Raw genomic sequence first — 16,760 nt, 5'->3', positions numbered from 1 at the left:
TACGCTGTCCGGGCTCTTTGCAGGGCCAGATCGATGCCGCGGGGAAGGATGAAGCATCTGCAGCTTTTGGCCGGCCGCATCTATAATCTCCTGAAGAAAGAAGCCGCTTATAGTCCGAACACGCAGTACCTTGAGGACTTCCGGATGGCGCAGAAGCTCGAGAGATCTCTCGACAGTCAGGCGGAAGACGGTCCTGTCCAAAGCCGCAACTATCCGCCGAGGCGGCAGAGCGCGGGACGGGAGGATCGTTAAGTGGCCTCCCTCGGCGCTCGCACTGTCGCAAGTCTCCTGCGGGAATACGCGCGGCGCACCGCATTTCGTGGCGGCAATCCCTATCGAGCAAAAGCCTATTCCCGGGCGGCCGACAGCCTGGCGGCCCTGGCCGTCCCTCTGGACATGCTCCTTGCCGAAGACCGGCTCGAGGAGATCCCCGGCGTCGGCAAGGCGATCGCCGACATCATAACCAAGCTACACAAGACGGGTACTCATCCAAGCCTCGAAAAGCTGCGGAAGGAGATTCCCGCTGGTGTGCTCGAGATGCTTTCCGTGCCCGGTCTCCGCCCCGAGAAGGTGCTGCGGCTCTATAAGGAACTCGGCATCAGCTCGCTCGCCGAGTTGGAGGCCGCCGCCAAGGACAACCGCATCAAGAAGGCCAAAGGTCTCGGCGCTGCACTGCAAGCCAAGATCCTGCAGAACCTCGCCATCGCGAAAAGCGGAGAAGGCCGCCTCCACCTGCACCGAGCTGCCATCCTGCTCGCGCACGCCAAGGACTCGCTCCGCAAGGCCCGTCCGGAGCTCAAGCGCGTGACTATCGCCGGCGACTTCCGCCGCGGCTGCGAACTCGTCGATGAACTCACGATCGTCGCAGAAGCGCCCAGGGTCGCCAAAACATCGAAGGCGTCCGCGGCGGATGGATTGCAGGTTTGCTTGTCAAACCGCAAGCACTTCGGCGCTGCCCTTCTTTTCGCCACCGGTTCCGCCGCTCACCTTGAGCAGCTGCAGGCGTTGGCCACCGAGAAGGGAATGCGGTTGGAGAGCGACGGCTTGCAGAAGGGCCGCACCCTGATCGCCGGCGACGAGGCCGAGATCTATTGCGCTCTCGGCCTGCCTTTCATTGATCCCGAACTTCGGGAGGGGCGCGGTGAGCTGGAGCTGGCTCTGAGGGGCAAGTTGCCGAAGCTCGTCAGCGACCAGGACCTACGCGGTATCCTTCACTGCCACACGGACGCCTCCGACGGTACCGAGACCTTAGAAGCGATGGCAAAGGCCACTCGCCAGCGTGGTTACGAATATTTCGGGGTCGCCGACCATTCCAAGTCCGCGCATTATGCGGGCGGCCTCTCCGTCGAGGAGATCGCGCAGCAGCACCGGGAAGCCGACCTCTTGAACAAACGTTTCGGCAAGGATTTCCGGATCCTTAAAGGCATCGAATCCGATATTTTGGCCGACGGCTCACTCGACTATCCGGATGAGGTGCTCGAGCGGTTCGATTTCGTGGTCGCGAGCATTCATGGCCGGTTCAAATTGGACCGAAAGGCGCAGACGCAGCGCCTGCTTCGGGCTATCTCCAATCCTCACACCACTATCATCGGCCACATGACCGGGCGGCAGCTCCAGCGGCGGCCAGGCTACGAAATTGATGTTGACAAGGTACTGCGCGCCAGCGCTAAGCACGACGTCGTGGTCGAGATCAATGCCCACCCGTGGCGCCTTGACCTGGATTGGCGCTGGCACCAGGCGGCGGTCGAGTTCGGCTGCATGATGAGCATCAATCCGGACGCGCACTCGATCCCCGAACTCGATCACATGCACTGGGGCGTCGAGATGGCCCGGAAGGGAGGTGTCCCGGCCGACCGGGTCCTGAACGCGATGACACTGCCGGAGATCACGCGCTACCTCCGCCAGAAGCGGCGCTTGCTCACTCGCGCTGCGTGATGCCTCAGGCGCACGATTTCTCGATGGAGGGAAGGGTGGTGGCGGTCGCTGCCGATCGCGGGCACCACTTCAGCAAACCGATCCGTGACCGCATAGTCCTGGTAGAAGGCCACGGCGTGGAAGGCGACGCCCACGCAGGCGCGTTCGTTAGGCACCGCTATCTCGCCCGACGTCAGCCCCGAATGGACAATCTCCGACAAGTCCACCTGATCCCGTCCGAGCTCTTCGCTTCACTGCTCAAAGCTGGCTTCCGGGTCGGTGCGGGCGACCTTGGCGAGAACATCACCACTGCCGGCCTGAACCTCGAGCGGTTGCCGCTCGGGACGCTCGTCGAGCTCGGACCCGCGACGATAGAGCTAACCGGCCTCCGGACACCCTGCGTCCTTATCGACCGCTTCCGGACTGGAACAATGTCCCAGCGATCTGATTGAAGTTCGTTACCGCTTAGCCGGGATAGACACCGGATATTCCTGGAGAAGCGTGTTATTATCAGGGAAGGTACATCACATGGATGACGAACCAAAATCATCAAAAGCTGGGGAACGGGCAGCAGAAGGCTTGCGCGAGGCGACTGCTAAGGAAGAAGCGAAAATCGAGAGCAAGATAGGACACGATCTCGCTAAGGGAGCTGATCGCTTCGAAGAACGCGCTAAAAGCTCCGATGGAAGAAGCGCAAAAGAGAAACAAAAAGGGTGAATGTATACAGCGGACCCGGTGCTGCGTTTTGATTGTGGCACCCATGCAGGCCAATCGGGACCGATAGTTGACCGAGATGACCAACCGTTGGCCCAGCTGGCTTCGGGCAAGGCTCTGACGATAGGGCAGAGCATGTTCGCTCGGCCCCAGAAGATCAGACGGCGAGGGCAAACCGACGCCGATCTAACTTAGAGTCCACCGAGGGCTTTCCCGCCCGCCCCGAACATTCCTTTGCCGATTTAGTTCTCTCTCAGCCGTTTCGAGATCCTCAGCGACGCAAGATATTCCGAACCAGTGCTCGTGATATCTTTTGCTCCAACTGGTCCATAGTGCATTGGTCGGGCCGCTTGTCCGTTCGCCATCTGACAACTGACGTGCCGTGTCGGAATCGCCCTCCTGTAAAATGATCGTAGGAGACTTCGACGACATTTTTCGGCTTCACCGCCACCCATGCGGACGACCGCTTTGTGGACCATCGGCTCGGGCCACCGGGTGCGTTGCCCGTGAAGCTTCTTTTCTGCACGATGCTCTCGAGCTTGTCCGTAAGCACCGGTTTGTCCTTCGCCTTAATGGCTGATGAAAAGCCGACGTGATGCAACAGGCCATCGTTGTCGAAAAGGCCCAACAACAAGGATCCTACGACCTTGCGGCCAACCTGTTTCTGCTCGGCGTAGCGGAAGCCGCCGATTACGCAATCCGCGGTACGGTATCGCTTGATCTTCTGCATGCCTTCCCGCGTGCCAGCCTGATAGGCGAGATCCAGACGCTTCGCAATTACGCCGTCGCTACCCCCTCCCGCGGCCTTTAGCCAGTGTTCGGCATCACTGAGCTTGAGGCTGGCGGGTGAAAGTCGGAAGACCTCTGATCTTGGAAATTGTCGTCCTGCGAAATTGGTCAGAAGTCGGCGCCGATCCGACAGCCGCTTGGTCGCAACCTCCGTCCTTCCATCCTTCAAGAGGTCGAAAGCCAGGTATAACGCGGGTGTTTTCTCCGCCAGCTTTTTGATGCGACTCGCTGCGGGATGGATGCGCTGCAGAAGGTCGTCGAAAGAAAACTGGGTTTCGACGGGCACGACGATTTCACCGTCAAGGACAAAACTCTGCGCTCTCAAACTTAGTGCGCCTGCTACGATCTCCGGGAAGTATCGCTGCAAATCCTGGCCGCTCTTGGAAGTCAGCGCTACTTTTCCGCCATCGCGCGCGAGAATGCAACGGAAGCCGTCCCACTTGGGCTCGTACTGCCATTGCGGTCCCTCCGGAATTTCATCGACGGAACGGGCTTCCATAGCTGCAATGGCATAACTCGTCTTCATGCTGCCTTGCGCTTTCGGCCTCGCGCCTGTGATCTCTTGGCTCGTTTTGCTGCCTTGGCTGGCTTCCTCCGGCCGAGACTTTGCTTCAAGGCATCCATGAGATCGATGACGTTGCTTTCTTCGGGCACTTCTTCCGGTAGCTCGATCGTCTTGCCAGCCACTTTCCGCTTCACCAACGCCTTCAGAGCGCTCCCGTACTTGTCTTTGAACTTGTCGGGATTGAATTTCGACGCCTTGGTGTCGAGAAGATGCGCCGCCAGGTCCACCATGTCCTTCGAAACTTTCGGGCTCGGAATATCGTCGAAGTAGTCGTCTTCATCCCTGAGCTCATACGGGTATCGCAGCGTGGTGCCGAGGAGGCCTTTTCCGATAGGCTTAAGGGCGATGACGTGCTCTCTGTTCGAGAGCACCACTCGCGCGAGCGCCACTTTTTCCTTTCTTTTCATGGCATCGCGTATGACCACGAACGCGTCGGCACCCGCTTTGCCGTTGGGAACGATGTAGTAGGGCTTTTCGAGATATCTCCGATTTGTTCGGCAGGCACGAAATCGTCGATTTCGATCGTATGCGTACTCTCGAGCTTGACGGCGTCCAGCTCCTCTTCCTCGATCTGAACATAGCAGCCCTTCGAGAGCTTGTAGCCTCGCCCCTTATGGTCTTTGTCCACGACGCGTCCCGTCTGTTCGTCCACCATCTGCTGCTTCAGCCGATGTCCCGTCTTCGTGTTGATCTGGTGGAAATGCGTCTTCTCAGCCTGCGTCGAAGCCGGATAAAGCGCGATGGGACAAGTGACCAGCGAAAGCTTGCGTGACCCTTTCCAATAGGCACGTGGCGCCATTCCCGATCTCCAGCAAAAGGAACTTTAACGGTTACAGGAACTTTCAGTTCCAGTGACTGTGAGGTGTCAAATGGTCAAGAAACTGCTCGCAAAATACCGCGCCAAGAGAGACTTCACGAAGACCGAAGAGCCTAGCGGCGATTCCAAAGTCAAAGCCGCAAAGGGCCTTCGTTTCGTCATCCAAAAGCATGCGGCGTCTCACCTGCACTACGACCTGCGGCTTGAGCTTGATGGGGTTTTCAAGTCTTGGGCCGTGACGAAAGGTCCCTCTCTCGACCCTCACGACAAGCGGCTGGCGGTGGAGGTCGAGGACCATCCTCTGGACTACGGCGACTTCGAGGGAACGATTCCGAAGGGCCAGTACGGCGGGGGCACGGTGATGGTTTGGGATCGTGGCTTCTGGAATTGCGACGACCCGCAAAAGGCCTATCGCAAAGGGAAGCTGGATTTCACGTTGGAGGGCGAGAAGCTCCACGGGGGCTGGATCCTGACGCGGATGCGCAATCGGGAGGGCGAGAAGCGCACCAACTGGCTGTTGATCAAGCATCGCGACGCGTTCGCGTACGAGGGAAAGAAGAACGACGTCTTGAACAAGGATGCCTCCGTGGCCTCCGGTCGCTCGATGGACGAAATCGCGGCCGGCAAGGGCCAGGGTCCGAAATCGTTCATCACGGGAAAGAAATCGCGCGCATCTGCAAAGGCCGAATGGACCTCCCATCGTGCCGCGTCGAACTCATCGGCTGCGAAGAAGCGATCTCGACCGCTCGCGGCGCGGTCTAAGCGGGCCTCGACCAAAAAGACGGCCAGAAAGAAGCGCGCTTCCGACGGAGACATGCCGGCCTTCGTGCCGCCGCAACTTTGCACATCGGTCGAACGCCCCCCCGCTGGAGGCGACTGGGTTCACGAAATCAAGTTCGATGGCTATCGCGTCCAGATGCGTGTCGAGAGCGGAACCGTCACGCTGAAGACCCGGAAAGGCCTCGATTGGACCGCCAAATTCGGCTCCGCCATTCCGAAAGCGGCGAGGGGACTACCCGATTGCTTGATCGACGGTGAGATCGTCGCCCTCGATCATCGCGGCTCTCCGGATTTCGCAGGTCTGCAGGCCGCGCTGTCCGAAGGCAAGACCGACGACCTGATCTTCTTCGCCTTTGACCTGCTCTTTCTCGAAACCGAGGACCTGCGGAGCCGGTCTCTTGCGGACCGCAAGAGCGTTCTCGAGAAACTCCTCACGAGGGTCTACGGCAAGCATCAGGCGGAGATCCGATATGTCGATCACTTCGAGAGCGGAGGCGACGCGGTCCTCAAGTCGGCGTGCCGAATGTCCCTGGAAGGTATCGTCTCGAAGCAGGCGGACGCGCCCTACGCTTCGGGACGCACCGATAGCTGGACAAAGGCCAAATGCCGCGCCGGACATGAGGTCGTCATCGGAGCCTGGAACAGCAATGGAAGCCAGTTCAGGTCGCTGATGGCCGGCGTTTACCGCGGCGATCACCTGGTCTATGTCGGCAACATCGGTACGGGTTTCGCCGCCGACAAGGTCTCGCGCTTGATGCCGGCGCTCAAAGCAGCCGCTTCGGACAAGAACCCTTTCGGGGGTAAGAATGCACCGCGAAAGAAGTCCGGCGTACATTGGCTCGAGCCGAAGCTCGTGGCCGAGATCGAGTTTGCGGGTTTCACCGGCGCCGGCATGATCCGTCAAGCCGCGTTCAAGGGGCTGCGGCAAGATAAGCCGGCGAAGGAAGTCGAAGCCGAAACTCCCGCGCCCTCCGACAAAACCGAAGTCGCAGCACCCGTCTTGCCGAAAAGCCATACCCGAAGCAACACTGCGTCCGGGGAGGGCGTCGTAATGGGAGTGCCCCTGAGTCGTCCGGACAAGGTTCTCTGGCCCGACGAGGGCGAGGGCGCCGTCACCAAGCTCGACCTGGCGCGATACTTCGAGGACGTCGGCACCTGGATGATGGAGCACCTCAGGGGCCGTCCCTGCTCAATCATCAGAGCGCCTGATGGGATCGGCGGACAACGCTTCTTCCAGCGACATTCGATGAAAGGCGGGTCCAACCTTTTGGAAGAAGTCTCCGTGTCCGGCGACCGCAAGCCCTATGTGCAGATCGACCGGATTGAAGGACTCGTCGCCGTCGCGCAGAGCGCCGGCGTGGAACTGCATCCGTGGAACAACCAGCCCGGTGATCCCGTCCTCCCTGGCCGTCTCGTGTTCGATCTCGATCCCGCGCCAGACGTCGCTTTCGACGTCGTCATCGACGCCGCTAAGGAAATGCGCGACCGTCTGTCGAGCCTTGGCCTCGTCTCCTTCTGCAAGACCACGGGCGGCAAAGGTCTGCATGTCGTTACTCCGTTGGCGCGCCCGAAAAAAGGACACCGGCTGACCTGGGCCGAGGCAAAGCAATTCGCCCGGGACGTCTGCAGTACGATGGCGGCCGACAGTCCGGACCGCTATCTCATCAACATGAGCAAGGCGAAGCGGACAGGCAAGATCTTCCTCGACTACCTCCGAAACGACCAATTTTCGACGGCCGTGGCGCCTTTATCGCCCCGCGCCCGGCCAAACGCGCCAGTCTCGATGCCCATAACATGGCCGCAGGTGAAGCACGGGCTGGACCCCACGGCATATACTATCCGCACGGTTCCTCCGCTCCTGAGGAGATCAAAGGCTTGGACCGATTACTGTGAAGCCGAACGCTCTCCGCTGGTGGCGATGGCGCGACTTTACGGGTCGGGCAGACGCGCAGCCTGATAGGAAGGTGCAAGAATGGAGCCCACAGCCTCGGCGATTCATGGGGGTCCAAGGCCTTGAGCGAGCGGCACTACCATATGGATATGCCAGTGATTGGGCTCAGACGGCGCGTTCCGATGCGGACGGCCAAGGGGGCAACGGCGGCAAGCCGAGCACCTCGCGAACGGGGCCAAACGAGCGTCTGTGGGCTGCGCAAGCGCCGAGACGCGAAAGCGCCGCATAATGGGCGCGCACGGGATAGCCCTTGTGGTCTGCAAAGCCGTAACCAGGATAAATTTTTTCAAGCGTTCTCATCAGCTCATCGCGTGACACCTTCGCCAGAATGGAAGCCGCCGCGATGCTGGCCGACTTGGCATCACCCTTGATGATTGACTGTTGGGGGATGTCTACATCCTTCAAACGTTTTGCGTCGATCAAAAGATGCTGCGGGAGCGATTGCAACCCTTCGACCGCTCGTCGCATCGCAAGCAGGCCCGCCCAGTAGATATTTATCGTATCGATTTCCTCGACGTCGACAAAAGCTACGCACCAGGCTGCCGCCTTTTCCTTGACCTCTTCCGCGAGAGCTTCGCGTGCAGACGAATCGAGCTTCTTTGAATCGTCGATACCAGTAATGCGCGTTCCGGGTTTTAGGATGACCGCGGCAGCCGAGACGGGTCCAGCGAGCGGGCTCATGCCGGCTTCGTCGACACCGGCGACGGCATGGTATCCCGTTTTCCAAAGATCTGTTTCGAAGCGAAGCATCTTGCGAAGCCGCTGTCCTTCGGACCGATTTTCGAATCGCCGCCTTTCGATCGTAGCGAGAATGGCGCGTGCTCCAGGGCGGATGTCTGCTCGCAGGATTTCCTCGAGGCTCGTTTCGAGTGGTCGGCGCTCGATGACATATCTCTGATGGATTTCACGGAGTGATTGTAGAGCCATGCTCAAAGCCCGAAGAGGAAGGACCGCAGATTTGGCCGAATTTGTATGGCAGAATTCTGGATTGGCCGGCACGGAACTTCGAGCGCGGTCCGCTTCCCGCCCGACTAATAGCGAGCGTCGACCGCTCTCTATCCGTTTTCAGCATTCGAGCAGACCCTATGAGCAACCAGACACCTCCAGTCGGAAAAACTGAAGACGATCTTCAGGGCGAACAGCTTGGGCCAAGGGGCATACCCGGCACGCCCGATCCAGCGAAAATGACGCCTCAGCGCGATAAGAAAACGCCGAACAACGACGATCCTGGTCACACTGCCTGACCAAAGCCAGGAACGGTTTCGATCATTCGGCGTTCCTCAGGAATGCAAGTTCTTGAGTTCACACATGCCGTATCCTTGGCCCCTCGAAAAGCCGGACGCTCCAAGATGCGCTGGATATTGCGCTCGATTACCTGGAATTCACGGGGCAGGCATATCCGTTTTCGGAAACCGAACGGCTTTGCGCCCCTACCATCATGAGTGCCTGGCGCGCCGGGACGACACCCCGGATCAGGCTCGCCAATGATGCGGTCATCGAGAAGCGGCAGGCTGCTTTGATGCAGCGTAAACTTCCGCAGGGCTGCGTGTTGGCGGGTTCGCGGTTTATCAGGCACGGGCGTGGTTTCGAACGATCATCGACCAACCGGGTCGCAGGTTCTCAAGCCGGTTCCCTGACCGCCGATTTTGTGCGTTTGAGGGCTGCTGCAAGCGAAATGTGAGATCGGCCCGCCGCGTGCAATTCGAGCAACCGGCGATCTTCCTCTCTTGTCCAGGCCTGGTGTTGTCTCATCGCGCGTCTTCATTGTTTCGTTCGATAACGGCCGGGGACGGGTTGTTTTCGGCCTGGATTTCTGTCGCGCTTGGTGGCGGCAGTCCCAGTTTTGCTGCACGCTCGGCGGCAAGTTTTCGGTACGCTTGTGCCTGTCCGATAAGATCAGCCTTGAGCTTTGGGTTGGTCTCTCCGGCGGCGAGACTCTCGAATTTCAGCGCGTGATCGAGGTACTGGGAAAGCAATTTCATTGGGCACCTGTGATGCAGGCCAAACGATCGGAAATCGAAATACCCTATGCTGTGTAGATTGGCAGGGGTGAGCCGGAGGACGGGGAGAACGGGTTTTCTACCCGCGCGGTCACCTCCATTTTTTTCCGGGGTCCAAGGTCGCACGTTACGCACTGCAACTTACTTCCCTGCAAGGAGGGGACCCGGACCGTCCTTTTTCCGCAACGCAAACAACGTGTCACCCGCTCCATCCTCGCCTCACGCTAGTAGTGTCCACATAATACCGGCCCGGAACTTTGGTTCCACGTTGGCGTTCCGTTTCAGGAACAGGACAGGAGTTGACCATCGAGGCAGCGATCGAGCGCGTGATGACGCCTTACCGCATGATAGTCCATCTCACCGACGAAGAAGAGCAGGAAGCCCGAGAGCGCGTTGGGAGACCTCTCCAGGACCAAGGTACAGATGAGCGCACATGCTGGCGGTCGAGGGCCTCAAATATCTGAGAGGGCGTCCCCACCAAACAGCGTCGCGTGGTCGGTCAGTTCAAAACCGCTTTGAGTAACTCGTCGGGCAAATAAGGCTTCATGAGGAAGCGGGTTGTCCGGGATGCGGGGCGAACCCCGGCCAGATACCATCACGACATTCAAGTCGGGAAACTTGCGTTTGGCGAACTGAGCAAGTTCAACACCGGACCTGTCGCCAGCAAGGTTGACATCGGTTACCAACGCACGAAGTTCGTTCCCGGTGGAAACCAGGACCAGTTCGGCCGCCTCCGCGCTTGCGCATTCGACAACCTGAAGACCTTCGTCTTTTAGAAGATCAGCGACGAACGTCCGCTGGAGCGGGTCGTCCTCCACTACAAGTGCAACGAACTTCGACATGTTTGCCTCTGGATACTCAATTCAAAATGGGCTGATTTGTTCATCGGCTGCCGCCATAGATGGCGGAGCGAGAAAAGTGACGGCCGCGGGCCGGCGGCGCCGAGGCCGTCGGGGGCCTTGAAGCCGTGCTGAGAACGAGCACGACGATGCAACAATGGGTGCGCTCGCAGATAGTTCCTATCGGAAGATCAAAACCACTCGCCGGGGATGTACCGATCGAGGATCAAAACCGAGAGCGAAAAAGCAAGCCGGCGCCGTAGTAGATCGCAATAGAAATGAGCGTGTCGAGGTCCGCGACCACGGTGCGTGGCAGTAGCCGAGCAATAGCTGCATTCATATTCCTCTCCATTATTGTTGGTCCCAGCGGCAGGGGAGATCAAAGCAACCTTTCGTTTTAGGTTTATTTCGCCGAGGCGGGAAACAGGCTTCTTCGGAACCTTCCCGTTCTTCCCGACCTGCAGAGTCGCAAAATGCAGAGGTTGAAGTGGGCAGGCGTTGGACCGACCGAGACATCGACGAACTCAGGCTCTTGGCGAAACGATACCCGGCGCCGACGATCGCCGAATTGACCAATCGAACTGTTGGCGGGGTGACGTTCAAGGCGCATCAATTGAAATTGTCGCTGAGGTCGAGGGGAAAACGAACGTCCGACGTTGAGGACGCTTTGTAGGCAGCGCGCGCGGCGCATCGGCCACTCTTCATTGCCGAGAGGCCGTTGATCCAACCGCGCCAGATCATCAGAGATTTGAACGGGTCTTCGATAGTTGGCGCTTTTCTAACTTTTGGAGTCGGACAGCCTCCGCAGCGAGATCATATAATAAAATCACCCTCACATGGGTACTCTGCCAAGGCTGAATAACGACAGAGAATGGGGCCGGCGCCGGATCTAGCCTTGACGGCCAAGTGGCCGCAGAACCCAGCCAACGGCGGCGGCCGTAATGACATGCAGGCGCGCGGATCGTTACCGAAAGGCCTGAGACAAACGTTCCGCATCTTGACGGGAACGGCTTGGCTCGGTATTCGTCAAGCGAATAGAGCCCGGTCGGCCATGCCGGACAAATGAATTATGCCTTCCTGCGCCACGCCTTCGTGAGCGGACCGCCCTTTCCGAATATCGGATCTTTGTTGGGCTTTCGCACTTTCGCGATGCGTTTAGCGGCGTATCGCCGTTCGCGCATGTCGGTGCATTCGTCGTACGTCCCGCTTTCGGGATAGGCTCCCACGACGAGAAAATCCCGGCTGGCATCGATCAGCCTGTGGCCTGTGCCTGCGGGCAATACCAGAACATCGCCGGGCTTCACGCTCACTATGCGGCCTTTGATCCCGCCGCATTCAATCTTGGCGCGACCCTTGGCAACGCCCACCACCTCGTGGATCTGCGAGTGGTAATGGACGAAATCATAGACGGTGTCCCGCCATGATCGTCCCCAGCCATTCGATTCAAATAAGGTGTCGATAACGGTGCCCGGGTTGAAGTTCTTCGGGAGGGCGACGGCACCGCGATAATGCAAGACCGGGAGTTGCGAATTATTCGGTATAATTCCGTCATCCGCGAATCTCAGCATCAGCGGCTTACGGCTCCTAACCATCTTTCGAAGCGCCGCCGTATCCGGCCTGTCTTCGACAAGCTTCCTGGCGTAGTTTTTGATCTGGTCCTTGAGTGGCATGGCGTATGCGTTCTTGGGATCTCCTCCAACGGGCCAGCGCGGGATAAGTTTCCAATGGCGCGGGAGCTCTTTATTTCCGGCGAAGCCGCGACCGTCACGATGGCCATGATCAAGGCAGCCACGAGGATGACAGCGCTCGCCGCCAACGTCGCCTGATATCCAATCGCGTCATACAGTACGCTGCCTAGAGCCACCCCGGGATGTAATCGCGAGTTGGACGACAGCCAGACCGGGCGGCATCGATCGTGCCACCTCCAATGCTTTCTCGGCCAGGGCGTCCAATTCGCGTTTGGACAGGTCATCGCCCAGCATCGAGCTTCAGGGTGTTGATAATGCACCGCCCGTTCCACGACTGGCGCAAAGCTGTCGGTCGGAGGAATGTCTTGCTCCTGGGGTAGAAATATGCCGCACTGGCGGATTGAGGTCTCAGTTTGACCCACAGCGGACATCGGTCTCTTGCACCGCTTTAGCCCCGCTACACAAAAAAGGCCGTCGTACGTTCGACCAGCCAGTAGGCCGCCATGATGCCTATGGCGTAGGCGACGGTCATATCGAGCCGGTCGAGTGATGGCTGTATACGCGGAGGCTCCAATAGCTTTGCCATCACAACGCGTAACAGGGACATCAACGACAAGACCGCGGCAACAAAGATGAGCTGCCCAATCTCCACCCCAATATTGAAAAACAGCAGCGCAACGGCGATCGAATGTTGGGGTAATCCCACCTCAGCCAGCGCGCCAGCAAATCCAAAGCCATGCAGGAGGCCGAAGGAGAAGGCGACGAGCCATGGCAGGCGCGCGGTCAAACTCGGCTTCCCACGGCGGGCGTTCAGTATCTCGACCGCAACCAGCATGATGCTCAGCGCTATGGTTGCCTCCAGGGGCGGTCCCGGCACATTCACAAAGCCCAGCGCCGCCGCTGCGAGGGTAATGCTGTGCGCGATCGTGAATGCCGTAACCGTAATGGTCACGCGGCCCCAGCCTCGCACGAGAATCACCAGCGCCAGCACAAACAGCAAATGGTCGAAGCCGAAAAGAATGTGTTCGACACCCAGGTGCAGATAGGTCGCTGCAATTTCCCAAGCGCCAGGCACGGCTTGAATGATGAATGCCGTCTTCGTTGGAGAAAGCCGTTCGGTCTGTACTGCGCCGGCAAGGCTTTCGACCCGAACCAGTACATCAGTCGATGTGGCCGATAGTCCGCTGATGGACACCGGCTGCCCTATAAATCCTCCATCCCGCCGAATGGTACGGCGTTCAACGTAGACTCCGTCGCTGAACGATCCACGGGGCGGCCCTACATCCTGAGTGCCCTCGGGCAGTTTGACGTAGATCGCTAGCCGCAGGTCCTCCCCGCGCGCAGGGATTCTGAAAAGCAAATGATACTCGCCGGAGCTGGTCTGGCGCATTTCCAGATAGCCAGGCCGAAGTTCATCCGAGATCGCGGGTTGCGCCAGCAGCACCGCCATAACAGCAATGAACAAACGAAAACGGGTCATCGACCAACGTCGGCTGACGCCGCCTTGGAAGGAGGCGCTTCCACCACGATTTCGTAGCGCTCCCGTAGCGAGGCATACAGCTTCTGTTCTGCCTCAAGGCGCCGCGCGTTCGCCCACTCTCGGCGGACGGCCGGCCGGACATCGTCGAGCGACGGTAAGCTGCCGGAAACTCGCTCGCTGATAAAGACGAAATGCTGTCCAAAGCTCGAAGAAATTGGCCCCTGCCAGCGACCGTTTTCCATCGCGAGTACCCGTTTGGCGAACCTTTCACCAAACTGGTTAGTTACCTTTGTTGCCGAGAAGCCACGAAACTCCTCGCCGAGCAGAAAGGGATCGCCGAGTGCCGTCGTATCTACCGCGGCGTCGGCGCCGGCCAGGACGCTCGCAACCTGTTTGCTGTCGCTCTCGATGGTATTGGGACGCCGCGTGGCGCTCAGGAAGACCTGACGGAATGTGATTTGATCGTCGGATTTGAAGCGCTCCGGATTGGACGCGAGGTAAGCGGCAAGCTGCTCGTCGCTCGGTTCCGGCATGTCCGCGGCGAGAAATTCCATCTTCTGCCGTACGCGGCGACGAATGATAACGTCGTCTCGGTCGAGCCCGGCCGCTTTACCCTCGCGGTAGAAGACTTCGTCGCGGATGTAGTCTTCGATCAGCCCCTGCAGTTCCTGCTCGCTTGGTGGCCGCCGCCACGTTCGCACAAATCCGTCGCCGAGATTGGCTATCCGCGAGGCGGAAACGACGATTTTCTCGGGCGCCTCATTTCGCTTGCCAACGAGACCGTAAAGCGCGAACAGCGCCGCACCAATCGCAAGAAACTGGAATAACGGTTCTCTTAGCAGCCGAGCGATCAAGGCGTGTACCAGATCGGCGAGGTGTAGGCGCGTTCGGTGGTCGTCATCCTGACTTCCGCCGGCATTTTGATACTGAAGTATTTTGCGTCATAGGCCGTCCAGCGCGGCGTCGGAATTTCGATCACCCGCACATAGTAGAACGCGCGCAATGCGGGGTCGAAATCGGGATCTTTCCATACCGTGATCATCTCGCCCGCGCCGATCGTGTTGGTCCATGTCGCGTTTGCGACATCGACCGTGCTGCCGACGGATGTTCTGCTGCGGCCGTCGGCGTCGATCGTGCGGCCTCCGGACACTGCGACGTCGTAAATTCGCTCCTGCGTCTGGCCGTCTTTTCCGACCCAACCCTTGATGACCTGGATGCGATCAAGATTTGCGCCGATCGGATCCTTCAGTGCGGCGATAAGGAAGGTGGGAGACTTTCCGTTTGGCGTATCGCTCAAATCGCCACCCATCGGCACGCCCTTGGTGTAGCCAATTCGCGCCGGCGTGCGGTTATTGGCATCGGCAGCCTCGAAGTCCCAGCCGCCGAAGAAGCGAACCGCCATGCGCGACCCGGTGGTGGCGTAGGTCTCGCGGCGTTTCATGGCATCGAAAATCGCCTCACGGGTATTTTCAGTGGCCCATACCGCAGCGTAGCCGGAGGCCGTCGTCTCCCAACCCATGATGACGGCAATATTGGTCTTGACAAAGGGATGCGTCGCCCGGCCGGCGCTCGGTTCGGCAGAGGTTGTCTTGCCGAAGAAATTGTCCTCCTCGACCGCCGCGAGCCCGGTATGCGCATCGGTACTGCCGACCAGGCCGAACTTGTAAGGATTCACGCCAAGTTCGGCCTCCATTTTGAGCCCGTTCTTGAGTGCCGAACGGACATACTCGAATTCTAGCATCTCCGGCTTCTTCACTTCGGTCAGATCGAGGTTGCCCTTGTCCCAACGTTCGAAGTTTGCAAATTCATCGTTGGGCGAAAGAAACGGGTGGGTCTCGCCATCGCCTTTCATTTGGGTGGCTTCGTAGAGCGGCTCCCAGCGGGTGCGGCTCTCCGCATATTCGCGGTCGATTCGTTTGCCATTGAAGGACTCGATGATTGGAAACATCCGGCCGTTACTCAGGTTGCCGTTGTGGGCCAGCGCAAGAAGTTCTGCGCCGGTTTTTTCCTCAACCATCGCCATCCACTTCCATAGATCACGGGGGTTTGCACTGCCGAGCGGCGGTTGCGTGGTGAAGGGTTCGACAAGGCTCGCCTTGGCTCCGTTGTCGCGCCAGATGACGTTGCGATGAAGGTTGTTGCCGCCCTCGCCAGAGGTCCATTCATAACCGATGAAAGCACTGAATCGTCCGGGCTCATTGGCTTCGTCGGCCGCCTTGATCGTTTCGCGCCAGGCACTGCGATAGGCTGGCGTCCCCGGCGTGGGGAAGCCCTTGGGCAACTGTCCCCTGCCGAAGCTGGTGATGATATCGACGGCAGCCTGCGCACCTTTGCCGGTGCTGATCTCGTCGTACCATTTCCGACCCTGCGGCGTTGCCAGCAGGACTGGGTCGCCTCCCATCAATTGCGGGAAAAAGCCCATTCCGTCCGAATGGTCCGCGACCACCATGAAATCGAGCGGACGCGAAAGTTTGGCGCGTTGACCGCTTGACGCAATTACTTCCTCGCCCTTGGCGAAGCGGTAAGCGTCCTTTGGACCCAGGCGGGCGCCGAACGCGCCCGCGTCCATCGAGTACGAGGTGTGCGTGTGGGTGTCGCCGAAGTAGGGCCGCGACGGAAAATTGCGCCCGGCATAGGGTGAATAAGGCGGCTTCGTTGGAAACACCTTATCGGCGGTCTCTTTGCTGAACGTGCCGATGTCCGTCGTCACATCCTCCGCGGCGACGGTGGTTGCAAACATGTATGCGGCACAAACGCCAGCAAGTGCGGCTGCGGAAATAGAAGGCCAACGGATCATCATCGGTGCCCCTATGAATCGGCTTTAATAAATTGCTATCGCGATGTTAGGCCTTCCCGAAACCGGTTGGAAGCCCGCAGCGCAAACTCTGATTGGGCAGGCATACTACCGTTTCCGGACGTTGCCGTGACCGGGGCCTCGGTCCGAGAACGCCATATGATCGCATTACTTGGTGGCGATCCGGCGGGTGGGTGCCACAGTGCTGGTGGGCGCCATCGGCGAGATCGAGAATGTCAGCCAGGTATTCCAGCCGGATGGTCGGTTGGCGGCTTCTCTTCGCGCGGGCTTATCGATCTTGCGAGGCCAATGTACGCGGATCGCGACAGTTATATCGATCATCTAAAGCCAACCTGCGCTCAGTTAGCAAACACGTTTCCGAAAAGCTTTCGAAGTCTTCAGGGCTTGCGAGCCGAGAATGACATAAGA

At 59.1% G+C, this 16,760-nt stretch carries 12 protein-coding genes and 2 pseudogenes; 4 read left to right on the top strand and 10 right to left on the bottom strand.

Annotation, left to right across the window (positions count from 1 at the left end; all coding sequences use genetic code 11):
* The first annotated feature begins 252 nt into the window (after nt 1-252).
* The 3 genes from JQ558_RS01015 to JQ558_RS01005 all read left to right on the top strand — a co-directional run bounded on the left by JQ558_RS01015 (nt 253) and on the right by JQ558_RS01005 (nt 2,631).
* Nucleotides 253-1,935, top strand: a complete 1,683-nt coding sequence (locus JQ558_RS01015) for a DNA polymerase/3'-5' exonuclease PolX (protein WP_212292591.1) — start codon at nt 253-255, stop codon at nt 1,933-1,935.
* 38 nt (nt 1,936-1,973) lie between these two features.
* Nucleotides 1,974-2,366, top strand: a complete 393-nt coding sequence (locus JQ558_RS01010; protein WP_249142268.1) for an MOSC domain-containing protein — start codon at nt 1,974-1,976, stop codon at nt 2,364-2,366.
* 76 nt (nt 2,367-2,442) lie between these two features.
* Nucleotides 2,443-2,631 (top strand): hypothetical protein, encoded by a 189-nt coding sequence (locus JQ558_RS01005; protein ID WP_212292590.1) that lies wholly within the window; start codon nt 2,443-2,445, stop codon nt 2,629-2,631.
* A gap of 268 nt (nt 2,632-2,899) precedes the next feature.
* On the opposite strand, the gene JQ558_RS01000 is transcribed toward JQ558_RS01005, so the two are convergent.
* Together JQ558_RS01000 and JQ558_RS00995 are read right to left on the bottom strand one after the other, a co-directional pair.
* Nucleotides 2,900-3,943 (bottom strand): ATP-dependent DNA ligase, encoded by a 1,044-nt coding sequence (locus JQ558_RS01000; RefSeq protein ID WP_283814142.1) that lies wholly within the window; start codon nt 3,941-3,943, stop codon nt 2,900-2,902.
* Nucleotides 3,940-4,781: pseudogene (locus JQ558_RS00995) on the bottom strand (Ku protein). Before JQ558_RS00995 ends, JQ558_RS01000 begins: the two are co-directional and overlap by 4 nt.
* 70 nt (nt 4,782-4,851) lie before the next feature.
* Here JQ558_RS00995 and ligD point away from each other — a divergent pair.
* Nucleotides 4,852-7,536, top strand: coding sequence for a DNA ligase D (ligD, locus tag JQ558_RS00990; RefSeq protein WP_212292589.1), 2,685 nt, complete (start codon nt 4,852-4,854; stop codon nt 7,534-7,536).
* A 99-nt stretch (nt 7,537-7,635) separates the two neighbouring features.
* Here the strand turns inward: ligD and JQ558_RS00985 are convergent, their stop codons facing one another.
* From JQ558_RS00985 to JQ558_RS38275, 8 genes and pseudogenes are all read right to left on the bottom strand, one after another.
* Complete coding sequence (locus JQ558_RS00985; RefSeq protein ID WP_212292588.1) at nt 7,636-8,457, bottom strand: ribonuclease HII; 822 nt, start codon at nt 8,455-8,457, stop codon at nt 7,636-7,638.
* An 821-nt stretch (nt 8,458-9,278) separates the two neighbouring features.
* Nucleotides 9,279-9,512 carry a hypothetical protein gene (locus JQ558_RS00980; RefSeq protein WP_212292587.1) on the bottom strand — a complete coding sequence of 78 codons (234 nt, stop codon included), beginning with the start codon at nt 9,510-9,512 and terminating at the stop codon, nt 9,279-9,281.
* 470 nt (nt 9,513-9,982) lie between these two features.
* Entirely contained in the window at nt 9,983-10,372 is a 390-nt protein-coding gene (locus JQ558_RS00975) for a response regulator (RefSeq protein ID WP_249142267.1), read from the bottom strand.
* 1,064 nt (nt 10,373-11,436) lie between these two features.
* Entirely contained in the window at nt 11,437-12,039 is a 603-nt protein-coding gene (locus tag JQ558_RS00970) for a cupin (RefSeq protein ID WP_212292586.1), read from the bottom strand.
* A gap of 475 nt (nt 12,040-12,514) precedes the next feature.
* Nucleotides 12,515-13,537, bottom strand: a complete 1,023-nt coding sequence (locus JQ558_RS00965) for a HupE/UreJ family protein (RefSeq protein ID WP_212292585.1) — start codon at nt 13,535-13,537, stop codon at nt 12,515-12,517.
* Nucleotides 13,534-14,391, bottom strand: coding sequence for a peptidyl-prolyl cis-trans isomerase (locus JQ558_RS00960; protein ID WP_249142266.1), 858 nt, complete (start codon nt 14,389-14,391; stop codon nt 13,534-13,536). Before JQ558_RS00960 ends, JQ558_RS00965 begins: the two co-directional genes overlap by 4 nt.
* Entirely contained in the window at nt 14,388-16,334 is a 1,947-nt protein-coding gene (locus tag JQ558_RS00955) for a DUF3604 domain-containing protein (RefSeq protein ID WP_409410486.1), read from the bottom strand. The genes JQ558_RS00960 and JQ558_RS00955 overlap by 4 nt, the downstream gene beginning before the upstream one ends.
* A 165-nt stretch (nt 16,335-16,499) precedes the next feature.
* Nucleotides 16,500-16,604: pseudogene (locus JQ558_RS38275) on the bottom strand (phenol degradation protein meta); the annotation flags it as partial.
* Between the last annotated feature and the right edge of the window lie 156 nt (nt 16,605-16,760).

Origin of the sequence: Bradyrhizobium sp. AUGA SZCCT0160 (genome assembly GCF_018130105.1) — a bacterium.
Classification (GTDB): Bacteria; Pseudomonadota; Alphaproteobacteria; order Rhizobiales; family Xanthobacteraceae; genus Bradyrhizobium.
Note: the sequence above shows the minus strand (reverse complement) of the source record. Positions and strands in the feature narration are given on the sequence as shown.